This window comes from Mycobacterium dioxanotrophicus, from assembly GCF_002157835.1.
GTDB classification, from domain to species: Bacteria; Actinomycetota; Actinomycetes; order Mycobacteriales; family Mycobacteriaceae; genus Mycobacterium; species Mycobacterium dioxanotrophicus.
Window position 1 is genome coordinate 4,918,574 of the sequence record NZ_CP020809.1, and the last position, 11,862, is coordinate 4,930,435.

The following is an 11,862-nucleotide window of genomic DNA, read 5'->3' on the forward strand; positions in this document are numbered from 1 at the left end:
TGGCCCCGATCCTTCCCCCCGTGGTTACTGCCTCCGCTACGCGCTGACCGCTGCGCCGCTGAGCGCCTTGATCCGGTCCGGACGGAAGCCCGACCAGTGCTCGTTGCCGGCCACGACAACCGGAGCCTGCAGGTAACCAAGCGCCATCACGAAGTCGCGAGCCTCGCTGTCGAGCGTGATGTCCACCTTCTCGTAGGCGATGCCCTGCTTGTCCAGCGCCTTGTAGGTGGCGTTGCACTGCACGCATGCGGGCTTGGTGTACACGGTGACGGTCATCTGCGGTACGGCTCCTCTTGCGGTAAGTGAAAGATCTAAACCCGGACTGGCAACTTGGTCGGAACACTGCGTTCGCTAAACTTCAGCGACCTCCAGCCCTCCAAAATTCCTGGCGCCAGAAGCCGCTCTCCGGTCGGTCCTGGAACCGATTCGGCCGGATTCGCTGTGCTCCGGCGGGCTCCCGAACCGTGGTGGCCTGTCGGTCTCACAGACACTACACCTAGTGGCCGACCATCCGAAGCCATACAACATGTTCTGAATAACATTTTTGAAATTCCCAGGTCGTAAGCTCACCGCAAGCCCCGCGCCCGGCGTGTCGCAAACGACTGCAGGCCGCGTGTCGCGCTATATCTATGGGTGTACCACCAGCCACCGACAAGTACGTCTCGCCTAGCACATCAAGATCGCCGGTAGCAAACCCGCTGCAGGCGATCTGCGGCCGTACCCGGCCGTCTGGCGAGGCGATCGAGACCGGTGGCCCGATGCGGTGTCGCGGACACGCAGATCTGGCGAAGATCCCGAGACGACAAAGCTGGGGCCGACATCGTCGACCCCAGCTTTGGTGTGAACGCGCCGGCTCAGCGGAGCCGACTCAGATTCGTCGGATCAGTTCACCTCGGCGGCGAGCTTGCCCACGATGTCGCGCACGGTCGCGGCGACCTCGTCGTTCTCTCGCGGGTGGCGCCCATCCAGAGCCTTCGCCGGCAGTGACAGCTTCAGGTCTTCGACGACCCGAGGCCCGGCGATGCCGAACGACTTGCGGGTCTCGTCGTGCGCCCACACCCCGCCGTACTGGCCCAGCGCCGTGCCGACCACAGCCAGCGGCTTGTCCTTGAGCGCACCGTTGCCGTAGGGCCGCGACAGCCAGTCGATGGCGTTCTTCAGCACACCCGGGATGCTTCCGTTGTATTCCGGCGTAACGACGAGTGCGGCGTCGGCGCCGGCGGCCGCGGTCCGCAGCGCTTTCACCGACTCGGCCACACCGTCACCGTCGATGTCCTCGTTGTAGAACGGCAGCTCCCCCAGCTGATCGAAGATCCGCAGGTCCACGCCGTCCGGCGCAGCCTCGACGGCGAGCTCGGCGAGTTGCCGGTTGGTCGACGCCGCACGCAGGCTGCCCACCAGTACCAGAACCTTGATATCGGCCATGTTCATTCTCCCTATGTCGTCTGACCCGATCTTCGCCCAGAGTAACCGGACTGTGGTCCGATTAATTCCGCCTGAGTTAAAGTTCAAGGGTGACTGCTTCTGACCGGCGTGCCAGGCTCGCGGTCACCGACGCGACGCCGGCCGAACGGGGCGATGCCGCCCGCAACCGCGAACTCCTGCTCGACGCCGCACGCCGCCTCATCGCGGAACGCGGCCCCGACGCCGTGAGTACCGACGATATCGCGGTCGCCGCCGGCGTGGGCAAGGGAACACTGTTCCGCCGGTTCGGCAGCCGCGCCGGTCTGATGATGGTCTTGCTCGACGAGGACGAGAAGGTCGAACAGGAAGCGTTCATGTTCGGACCTCCCCCGCTCGGCCCCGGCGCACCTCCGCTGGAACGGCTGCTCGCCTACGGCCGCGACCGGCTGCGGTTCGTGCACTGCCACCACGCACTGTTGTCCGACGCGGCCCGCGATCCGCAGACCCGCTTCGCAGGCCCGGCGATGTTGCACCGCGCACACGTCCGGATGCTGCTCGAAACCGCAAACACCACAGGCGATCTCGATGCCCAGGCCGATGCGCTGGTCGCTCTGCTGGACGCCGACTACGTGGCACACCAGCTCAACGACCGTGGCCGGACCCTCGACGAGCTCGGCGCGGCATGGGAGGCGACGGCTCGCAAACTGTGCGGCTGTTGACGCGATGAGCGGCTGGATTCTTCACGTCGACCTCGACCAGTTCCTGGCGTCGGTGGAGTTGCGCCGCCACCCCGAGCTGGTCGGTCAACCGGTCATCGTCGGCGGCAATGGCGATCCCACAGAACCCCGCAAGGTCGTCACCTGCGCGTCGTATCAGGCCCGGGAGTTCGGCGTGCACGCCGGCATGCCACTGCGAACCGCGGCCCGCAAGTGTCCCGACGCCACCTTCTTGCCGTCAGACCCCGCCGCGTACGACGAGGCGTCCGAACAGGTGATGGGGCTGCTGCGCGATCTCGGCCACCCGCTGGAGGTCTGGGGCTGGGACGAGGCGTACCTGGGCACCGACGATACGGTCGACCCCGTCGAGCTGGCCGAACGCATCCGCACAGTGGTTGCCGCCGAAACCGGGTTGTCGTGCTCTGTGGGTATCAGCGACAACAAGCAGCGGGCCAAGATCGCCACCGGGCTCGCCAAGCCCGCGGGGGTGTACCGGCTCACGGCCGACAGCTGGATGGACGTGATGGGCGCCCGCCCGCCCGACGCACTTTGGGGCATCGGACCGAAAACCACCAAAAAGCTTGCCACCCTTGGTATCACGACGGTCGCCCAGCTGGCCGCCACTGACGCCGAGCTGCTCACGTCGACTTTCGGGCCGACGACCGGGCTGTGGATCCTGTTGCTGGCCAAGGGCGGTGGTGACACCGAGGTCAGCGCAGAACCATGGGTGCCGCGGTCACGCAGCCACGTCATCACCTTCGCGCACGATCTCACCGACCGCACCGAGATCGACGCGGCGGTACGTGACCTGAGCTTGCGCACCCTGACCGAGGTGGTCGAACAGGACCGCGTCGTGACGCGGGTCGCCGTGATCGTGCGCACCAACACCTTCTACACGCGCACCAAGATCCGGAAACTGCCGCAACCGGGCACCGACGCCGCGGTGATCACCGATACCGCCCTGGCCGTGCTGGACCTCTTCGAACTCGACCGGCCGATCCGGTTGCTCGGTGTGCGGCTCGAGCTGGCCATGCCACCCGGCACCGACGCCGGTGTCGGACCCGGTCAATAACCTGTTCGCATGCTGCAGACCATCGCCATCCGGGGCTACCGGTCACTGCGCGACGTGACGCTGCCGCTGACCGACCTCACTGTCGTCACCGGCGCCAACGGCACCGGCAAGTCGTCGCTCTACCGGGCGCTGCGACTACTCGCCGATTGCGGACGCGGCCAGGTGATCGGGTCGCTGGCGCGGGAGGGCGGATTGCAGTCCGTGCTGTGGGCCGGGCCGGAGCAGCCGGCCGAGGAGGCGCAGGGCACCACCCGTACCCGCCCGATTTCGCTCGAACTCGGCTTTGCCTCAGACGATTTCGGCTACTTGGTCGACCTCGGTCTGCCACAGATGGCCGGCACCGGGCCGACCGCGTTCGCGCTGGATCCCGAGATCAAACGCGAGATGGTCTTCGCCGGCCCGGTGTTGCGGCCCAGCTCGGCGCTGGTGCGTCGCACCCGCGAATATGCCGAGGCAGCAGCCGAATCCGGCCGGGGCTTCGACGAACTGAGCCGGTCGCTGCCCTCCTACCGCAGCGTGCGCGCCGAATACGCCCACCCCCACGCCCTGCCCGAGTTGTCGGCGGTCTCCGAACGGTTGCGCGACTGGCGCTTCTACGACGGCTTCCGGGTCGACGCAGGTGCTCCGGCGCGCCGGCCGCAGGTGGGCACCCGCACCCCGGTGCTCTCCGACGACGGAGCCGACCTCGCCGCGGCCACCCAGACCATCATCGAGGCCGGGTTGGACGACCTGGCCCGCGCGGTCGCCGATGCTTTCGACGGCGCCTCCGTCTCGGTCGCCGTCAACGACGGGCTCTTTGATCTGCAACTGCACCAACGCGGTATGTTGCGGCCCCTGCGCGCCGCTGAATTATCCGACGGCACACTGCGTTTCCTGCTGTGGGCGGCAGCCTTGTTGAGCCCACGACCGCCTTCGCTCATGGTGCTCAACGAACCGGAGACGTCGCTGCACCCGGACCTGGTGCGGCCCTTGGCAACCTTGATCGCCACTGCCGCCACCCAGACTCAGGTGGTGGTGGTCACGCACTCCCGGGCTCTGCTGGAATTCCTCGACACCACGCCGGTCGCCGACGAGAAGCGCGGCCGCGCCATCGAAGTGGAGCTCTACAAGCAGTGGGGTGAAACGAAAGTCGCCGGTTTGGGCCTGTTGACCACGCCCGCCTGGCACTGGGGAAACCGTTAGCGGCGGGGCCGCAGTGCACGGGTGAACAGCACGTTCACCTGACGCATGGCCACGCTGTAAGGCCACCACGCGACGCGTTTGAACGCATACAGCGCACGGATGTCGGGTGAGGTGTAGATCAGGAACCGGTTACGCCGCACGCCGGCCAGGATCTTGGCGGCCGCCTTCTCCGGGGACACGGCGTGTCCGGCGAACCGGTCCACCCACTTCTGCACGTCAGGATCGTCGCGGTCGACGCCGGCGATCTGAACCGTCTGCACCAGACCGGTTTTCACCGCCCCGGGGACCACCACCGACACCCCGATACGGTGCCGGGCCAGGTCGAACCGCAGCACCTCGCTGAGCCCACGCAGCCCGTACTTGCTGGCGCTGTAGGCGCTGTGCCAGGGCAGGGCCACGATGCCGGCGGCCGACGAGACGTTCACCAGCTGACCACCCTTGCGGGCGGCGACCATCGGCGGCACAAACGTCTCGATGACATGGATGGGGCCCATGAGATTGACGTCGATCATCGAGCGCCAATGCTGATGGGTGAGCTGATCGACTGTGCCCCACGCCGAGATGCCGGCGATGTTCATCACCACGTCCATCGCGGGGTGCGCGGCGTGGATGTCGGCCGCGAACGCGGCTACCTGGTCGTAGTCCGAGATGTCGAGTGCGCGGTGCGCGGGCACCTGCGCACCGAGCGCCTGCGCGTCGGCCACCGTCTGTGCCAGACCGTCGACATCGCGGTCGGTGAGATACAGTTCGGCACCCTGCGCCGCCAGGGCAAGCGCAGTGGCCCGCCCGATACCGCTTGCCGCCCCCGTGATGAAGCAGCGTTTCCCCCGAAAGTCGCTCCCCTGCGCCATAGCGGTGACCATACCGGGACGGCTAGCCGGACCGGCCACCCCACAGGGCATTGAGCCACAGTCGTTCCAGCACGTCGACCGCGCGCTGCGGGTCCTCGCCGCGGCCGATGAACGCCGGGTCGTGGGACAGCGTCATCGCGGTGGTCGCCACCAGCATGCGTACCAGCCCGGAAATGTCGTCCGAGATTGGGCGGGCCCCGCTGTCCTGCTCGATCAGGCCGACGATCTTGGCGATCACCCCGTCCTCGAAGTCGTTCATCAGCTCACGGATCTGCGCATCGGTGTTCTGCGCGATGGTGCAGGCCGACATGATGGGGTCGTTGGTGGCGAATACCAGGGCGGCATTGCCGACCATCCGCTTGGCGAACGCCGCGGGTTCCTCGTCGGGCTCGCGCGGCGCGTAGTTGTGCGTGAGTTGGTCGAGCTGCTCCATGGCTTCGGCCACGATCACCGCGAGGACCGCGTACTTGGTGTCGAAGTAGAAGTAGAAGCCCGAGCGGGCCACGCCGGCGCGTTCGCTGATCGCGCTGACGGACAGGTCGGCGAACGATTGCTCCTCGAGCAGCTCCCGAACAGCCTTGACGATGGCGTCGCGCTGCCGGTCACCGCGGCTGCGCCGCACCGGGCCTTCGTTGCTGTCCTCCGGGATCTGTTCGGCGGTCATGGCACTAGACCTTCGCATTGCGACAGGCCAGAACAAAACTTGACATGCGTCAAGTCTGACAGCCAGGATGGCCTCAGGTGGTGACATCGACCACACATTGTCAGTTTCAGCGGCCTCAGGAGCGGTTCATGGCAACGATCAGCACTCCGCACTATCTCCTTGATCAGGCAAAGCGACGCTTCACCCCGACACCGAACACGCTGCCGGGCATGGCCGCCGTGGAGAAGCGCCTGAAGGAGAAGGACTGGGATCAGTTCGTCTTCTCCGAGCCGCCGGCGGGCAGTGGCCTCAAGGCGATCATGGGCGACTCCGGGCTGCCGATCATCGGCCACATGATCGAGATCTTCCGCGGCGGCCCCGAGTTCATCCTCGACATGTACCGCAAGCACGGGCCGCTCTACTTCGCCGATTCACCGGCCCTGTCCGCGGTGATGGCCCTGGGGCCCGACGCCACCCAGGCGGTGTTCTCCAACCGCAACAAGGACTTCTCCCAACGCGCCTGGGATCCGGTGATCGGCCCCTTCTTCGAGGGCGGGCTGATGTTGCTCGATTTCGACGAGCACATGTTCCACCGCAGGATCATGCAGGAAGCCTTCACGCGCACCAGATTGACCGGCTACGTCTCGCACATCGACTCGGTGGCAACGCAGGTGCTGGCCAACGACTGGGTGGCCGACGATGCGCGATTCCTGTTCCACCCCGCGGTCAAGGAGCTGACCCTCGACATCGCCTCGGAGGTCTTCATGGGCCATCCCGCCGGCACCGATCGCAAGCTCGTCACCACCATCAACCAGGCCTTCACGACCACCACCCGGGCCGGTAACGCCGTCGTGCGCACCCCGGTTCCGCCGTTGGCCTGGTGGCGCGGCATCCAGGCGCGCAAAACCCTGGAGGACTATTTCTCCAGCTCGATCGGCGAGAAGCGGCGGTCGGAGAGCACCGACATGTTCAGCGTGCTCTGTCACGCGCAGGACGAGGACGGCCAGAGCTTCACCGACGATCAGATCGTCAGCCACATGATCTTCCTGATGATGGCCGCGCACGACACTTCGACCTCGACCATGACGACGATGGCCTACCACCTGGCCGCCAACCCGCAGTGGCAGGACGAGTTGCGCGCGGAGTCCGACCGCATCGGGGACGGTCCGTTGGATATCGAGGCGCTGGAGAAGCTGGAGACCTACGACCTGGTGATCAACGAGTCGCTGCGGATGATGACGCCGCTGCCGTTCAACTTCCGCCAGGCCGTGCGGGACACCGATCTGCTGGGTTATTTCATCCCGGCCGGAACCAATGTGGTGACGTGGCCGTCGATCAACCACCTCATGCCCGAGCTGTGGACCGACCCCAAGCGCTTCGATCCCGCCCGCTTCGCCGAGCCCCGCAACGAGCACAAGAAGCACCGCTACGCATTCGCACCGTTCGGCGGTGGCGCACATAAATGCATCGGGATGGTGTTCGGGCAGCTGGAGATCAAGACCGTCATGCACCGGCTCCTGCGCCGGTACCGGCTGGAGCTGGCGCATCCGGGCTACACGCCGAGGTATGACTACGGCGGCATGCCGGTGCCGATCGACGGGATGCCGATCGTGCTGCGCCCCGTCCGCTGACAGCAGCCCCGCCGGAACTGCATTCCCGGTCGCTATCTCTCGAGATAAGCGACCGGGAATGCAGTTCCGGTGGTTTCAGGTGCTCATCAACCGGTTCACGCACGCGATGACAGCCCGCAACGCCGACAACTCCGGGTCGGTGTCCAGGCCCATCGCCCACATGCTGCGGCTTCCGTCGTTGCCCTGCAGGAAGGTGGCGGTGCGTCCGCCGGTCGGCAGCTGGTGAAACGAGGTGGTCTCCAGGGCGATACCGCGGTCGTGCAGCATCGCGGTCAGCGCGGCGATCGGGCCACTGGCTGCGGCCCGTGACGTGCTGACGGTGTCGCCGACGGCGAGGGTGGCCTGGTAGCCGCGGCTCTGCGGTCCCAACCGTCGTCCCTGGCGCGCGGCGTCGGTGCAGCTCCACTGGCCCAAGCGCAGCGGCCCGCCGCTGGGCGCGTATTCGGCCAGGAAGTCGTCCCAGGACACCGACTCCGCGGCGGCCCGCACGCCACGGGGCAGCGGCGCGGCGAAGCTGGCCGCGAACGCGGGACGGTGGTGCGTGATCGGTGTTGCCGAGGGATACATGTGCCGGCCTTCTCTGGTCCAGAGGAATCGACCGACGACGTAGCAATGACCCACAGCGAGGGGTCGGTCTGGATCAGACCCCGCTGCGGGTTGCTACTACAAGTCGCCTTGGCACGTTGGCGATGCTAGACGCTGCCCCGGCAGTCGCGCAATCACTTTCACTGGGTAACGTCGGCGCCGTGGACGCCTCATGAGTTTCTGGGACGTCGCACTGCTCATCGCCGCAGGCATCATCGGCGGCTTGTCCGGCAGCATCGCCGGCCTCGCGTCGGTCGCCACTTACCCGGCACTACTGCTGATCGGACTGCCGCCCGTGACGGCGAACGTGACCAACACCGTCGCCATCGTGTTCAACGGCATCGGCTCGGTGTGGGGTTCACGACCTGAGCTGGCCGGGCAGGGTGCGTGGATCAAGCGGATCCTGCCGGTCGCCGTGGTCGGCGGCGCCGCGGGCGCGGCACTGCTGCTGTGCACCCCGGCCGAAGGTTTCGAGAAGGCCGTGCCGCTCCTCATCGGCGTCGCGTCGTTGGCGATCCTGTTGCCGCCCAAGGAGCATCGAGAAGCGCGGCTGGGCGATCACCGCGATCACATCGTGCGCGTGACCGTGGAAGCCGTGACGATCTTTCTGATCACGATCTACGGCGGCTACTTCGGTGCCGCTGCCGGTGTGCTGTTGTTGGCCCTGTTGCTGCGGGCCGGAGGTGCCACGCTCGCCCACGCCAACGCGGGCAAGAACGTCATCCTCGGCGTCGCCAATTCTGTGGCGGCCCTTGCCTTCGTGTTCTTGGCGCCCGTGTACTGGCCTGCGGTGCTGCCGCTCGGGTTGGGTTGCCTCATCGGCTCACGGCTGGGGCCGATCGTGGTGCGGCACGCTCCGGCCACGCCACTGCGGGTGCTGATCGGCCTGGCGGGCTTCGCGCTGGCCATCAAGCTCGCCTTCGACGCCTACTGACCTTCACCGCGAAAAGACGCGAAAGTTCGCCAACTGCGGCGTGTCGTGCGCCGCAGCTGGGGGCACCACCAACTTGCGGGGGACTGCTCGCCGGTCAAAGGAACGGGTTGTCCCCCTTGGCGACCCGGGTCCCCAGATCGATCAGGTTGGCCGCCGACGCATGCAGTTGTTCACCGGCTTCCCGGCTGGCCCGCCCGGCCAGGTACCGCGACCAGGTGCCCTCGATCACGATCCCGAGCTTGAAGCAGGCCAGCGCCACATACCAGTCGAGTACAGAGATCTTTCGGCCGCCGGCATCGCGGTAGGCGTCGAGCAGGTCGCCCCGGCCGGCGAGCCCACCGAGAGCGGCCAACGCCGAGCCCGCGTTGATGGGGTTGGGATGGTGCGGCCAGCACACCAGCATCCAGCCGAGGTCCAGTAGCGGGTCGCCGATGGTGCACATCTCCCAGTCGATGAACGCGGCCAACTGCGGGCTCTCGCGCTCCAACAGCACGTTGTTCAGGTGGGCGTCACCGTGCATGATGCCGGGCTCGGCGTCGGCCGGCCGGTTCGATTCCAGCCACTGCGCCAACTCCCCCACCGCGGGCAGTGATTCCGGCGCGTAGTGCTCGTGCCGGTAGCTTTCCAAGAGCCGCAGGAACTGCGGAACTTGGCGAGCCAGAAAGGAACCCGGCGGCCGGATCTCTGCCAGGGGGCTGTCGACCCAGGCGGCGTTACCGAGCTCGGCCAGGCTCGCGGCGTACGACAGCCCGACGCGATAGCGCATGTCCGCATCGGCCCGGTACGCGTCGGCGACCTCGGTGCCCGGGTTGAATCCGTCCACCTGCTCCATCAGATAGAACACGACACCGAGCACGTCGAGATCGGTGCAGCCGGCGATGAATCCCGGATGGGGTACCGCGGACCCGGCCAGGGTCCGCAGCACGGCGATCTCACGCAGCATCGTCTTGTCGCTGGTCGGACGCGGGTGTAGCGGTGGTCGGCGCAGCACCATCGGCCTGCCGTCGACCCGCAGACCCACCACGATGTTCTGGGTTCCGCCGGTCAGCGGCACCACATCGGTGATGGTCGAACCGACGCCCTGGCTGCGCAGCCAGGGCGTCAACGCCGCCAGGTCGGCGTCACTGAGCGTCGGCAGCGGCTGCACGTCGTCCGGCATGCAGCCATCGTGCCAGCCCGCATTCAACGCTTACGCGCGGTCACCAAGAGGTACTGCCAGGCCATCGAGCCGTCACTGATGCTGCGGTCCCCCAGGGCAGCGATGTCGGCGTCGAGTTCGGCCACCCGCGCCGGATCGTCGGCGATACCGCGGTACGCCGCGATGGTCGGCCCGTAGTTGGCCTTGAAATAGTCACGAAATGCGGCCCCGTCGGCGAATGTGCCCACCGACAGGTCTCGCCGTTGCGCGCTGATGTCGACGACTGCGTCGCCGAACAATGCGCGCACATAGTCCTCACTGCCCCACAGCGGCGGGGCGGACACCCCGGCCGGTGGCGCGGGCACGTACGGCTTCATGGTCGCGAACAGCTGTCCGATGAAACCTTCAGGGGTCCAACTGATCACGCCGATACGGCCGCCCGGGCGGCACACCCGGATCAGCTCGTCGGCCGCCTGCTGATGATGCGGCGCGAACATCACTCCGATGCACGACATCACCACATCGAACTCGTCGTCCCCGAACGGCAGCGCTTCCGCGTTGGCCTCGCGCCACTGCAGTTCGACACCGCGGTCCGTGGCATGCTGCCGGCCCCGCTGCACCAACTCCGGGCACAGATCGCTGGCAACGACCCGCGCACCCGTCACCGCGGCGGGGATCGCCGCATCGCCGGTGCCCGCCGCGACATCGAGCACCCGGTCGCGGGTTCCGACGCCGCAGGCGGCCACGAGTTCAGGACCGAGCGGCGCCACCACCTCGGCGGCGATGGCGGCGTAATCGCCCAACGCCCACAGCGCACGGTGCTTGGCTAACAAATCGTCCACTACAGCGCTCATCGGTGACTCCTCTCGCAGGGGTGAATCCATGCTCCGGCCGACCCCCGCGCGCATCTAGTTCCACTTCTGTACCGGGCCCGATACTGAATCTGTACTGGGCATGCCTGCTGCGAGACCATAGATTCGGCGGCGATCCACGAAAGGTGCGGATATGTCGGGATACGGCCAGTTCTGCCCGATGGCCAAGGCCATGGAATTGCTCGACGAACGCTGGACGATGCTGGTCGTCCGAGAGCTACTGCTCGGCAGCACCCATTTCAACGATCTGCGCCGTGGGGTGCCCAAGATGTCCCCGGCGCTGCTGTCCAAACGACTCAAGACCCTGACCCGCGCCGGGGTCGTCGAGCGCGCTGAAATCGATGGTCGCACAACCTATTCCCTCACCGACTGCGGTCAGGAGCTGGCCGGCATCGTCACCGCTCTTGGGGCATGGGGAGTTCGTTGGATCGGTGAGCTCGGTGAGGCCGACCTCGATCCACACCTGCTGTTCTGGGACATGCGCCGCACCATCCCGATCGAGAACTGGCCCCGGTCGCGCACCACGGTCGCGTTCATTCTCGACGGCGTCGCGGTCAAGGCATCACGATGGTGGCTGGTGGTGTCCGACGGTCAAGCCGACGTCTGCGATGTCGACCCGGGCTACGACGTGACGGGCACCGTCGAAACCAGCCTGCGCACGCTGACCCGGATCTGGCGTGGCGATCAGGGTTGGACGCACGCCGTGCTCGACGGCAGCGTCGCATTGTCCGGTCCCGGGGACGTGCGGCGCGCCATCCCCAAATGGCTCGGGCAGAGCGCGGCGGCGGCAGTACCCCGGCCGGCCTGAATCACATTGCGATATAACCGCTTCCA

General features: G+C 67.0%; 13 protein-coding genes. 6 read left to right on the plus strand and 7 right to left on the minus strand.

Annotated features, from left to right (window positions below; all coding sequences use genetic code 11):
* Positions 1–36: 36 nt before the first annotated feature.
* Positions 37–276: a redoxin NrdH gene (locus BTO20_RS24025; RefSeq protein ID WP_029367354.1), complete on the minus strand. Its 240-nt coding sequence runs from the start codon at positions 274–276 to the stop codon at positions 37–39.
* A gap of 606 nt (positions 277–882) precedes the next feature.
* On the minus strand, positions 883–1,425 hold the full coding sequence (locus BTO20_RS24030) for an NADPH-dependent FMN reductase (protein ID WP_087082572.1): 543 nt from the start codon (positions 1,423–1,425) through the stop codon (positions 883–885).
* Positions 1,426–1,514: 89 nt separating this feature from the next.
* On the opposite strand from BTO20_RS24030, the gene BTO20_RS24035 reads away from it, so the two are divergent.
* Genes BTO20_RS24035 through BTO20_RS24045 form a run of 3 tightly spaced genes read left to right on the plus strand, consistent with a single transcriptional unit; the run spans position 1,515 to position 4,374 of the window.
* Positions 1,515–2,123: a TetR/AcrR family transcriptional regulator gene (locus tag BTO20_RS24035; protein ID WP_087078584.1), complete on the plus strand. Its 609-nt coding sequence runs from the start codon at positions 1,515–1,517 to the stop codon at positions 2,121–2,123.
* A gap of 4 nt (positions 2,124–2,127) precedes the next feature.
* Positions 2,128–3,192, plus strand: coding sequence for a DNA polymerase IV (locus BTO20_RS24040; RefSeq protein WP_087078585.1), 1,065 nt, complete (start codon positions 2,128–2,130; stop codon positions 3,190–3,192).
* A gap of 9 nt (positions 3,193–3,201) precedes the next feature.
* Positions 3,202–4,374, plus strand: a complete 1,173-nt coding sequence (locus BTO20_RS24045) for an AAA family ATPase (protein WP_087078586.1) — start codon at positions 3,202–3,204, stop codon at positions 4,372–4,374.
* Here the strand turns inward: BTO20_RS24045 and BTO20_RS24050 are convergent.
* Positions 4,371–5,225 (minus strand): SDR family oxidoreductase, encoded by an 855-nt coding sequence (locus BTO20_RS24050; protein ID WP_087082574.1) that lies wholly within the window; start codon positions 5,223–5,225, stop codon positions 4,371–4,373. The genes BTO20_RS24045 and BTO20_RS24050 overlap by 4 nt on opposite strands.
* Before the next feature lie 22 nt (positions 5,226–5,247).
* Positions 5,248–5,889: a TetR/AcrR family transcriptional regulator gene (locus BTO20_RS24055; protein ID WP_087078587.1), complete on the minus strand. Its 642-nt coding sequence runs from the start codon at positions 5,887–5,889 to the stop codon at positions 5,248–5,250.
* A 128-nt stretch (positions 5,890–6,017) separates the two neighbouring features.
* Here BTO20_RS24055 and BTO20_RS24060 point away from each other — a divergent pair, with 128 nt between their 5' ends.
* Positions 6,018–7,499, plus strand: coding sequence for a cytochrome P450 (locus BTO20_RS24060; RefSeq protein WP_087078588.1), 1,482 nt, complete (start codon positions 6,018–6,020; stop codon positions 7,497–7,499).
* Between the two features lie 75 nt (positions 7,500–7,574).
* Here the strand turns inward: BTO20_RS24060 and BTO20_RS24065 are convergent, their stop codons facing one another.
* Complete coding sequence (locus BTO20_RS24065; RefSeq protein ID WP_087078589.1) at positions 7,575–8,066, minus strand: 2-isopropylmalate synthase; 492 nt, start codon at positions 8,064–8,066, stop codon at positions 7,575–7,577.
* Between the two features lie 190 nt (positions 8,067–8,256).
* Between BTO20_RS24065 and BTO20_RS24070 the strand changes: the two genes are divergently transcribed.
* Entirely contained in the window at positions 8,257–9,018 is a 762-nt protein-coding gene (locus BTO20_RS24070; protein ID WP_087078590.1) for a sulfite exporter TauE/SafE family protein, read from the plus strand.
* A gap of 94 nt (positions 9,019–9,112) precedes the next feature.
* Here the strand turns inward: BTO20_RS24070 and BTO20_RS24075 are convergent, their stop codons facing one another.
* Together BTO20_RS24075 and BTO20_RS24080 are read right to left on the minus strand one after the other, a co-directional pair.
* Positions 9,113–10,177: a phosphotransferase family protein gene (locus tag BTO20_RS24075; RefSeq protein ID WP_087078591.1), complete on the minus strand. Its 1,065-nt coding sequence runs from the start codon at positions 10,175–10,177 to the stop codon at positions 9,113–9,115.
* A gap of 23 nt (positions 10,178–10,200) precedes the next feature.
* Positions 10,201–11,010, minus strand: coding sequence for a class I SAM-dependent methyltransferase (locus BTO20_RS24080; RefSeq protein ID WP_087082576.1), 810 nt, complete (start codon positions 11,008–11,010; stop codon positions 10,201–10,203).
* 151 nt (positions 11,011–11,161) lie between these two features.
* Here BTO20_RS24080 and BTO20_RS24085 point away from each other — a divergent pair, with 151 nt between their 5' ends.
* Positions 11,162–11,836: a winged helix-turn-helix transcriptional regulator gene (locus BTO20_RS24085; protein ID WP_087078592.1), complete on the plus strand. Its 675-nt coding sequence runs from the start codon at positions 11,162–11,164 to the stop codon at positions 11,834–11,836.
* The last annotated feature ends 26 nt before the right edge of the window (positions 11,837–11,862 follow it).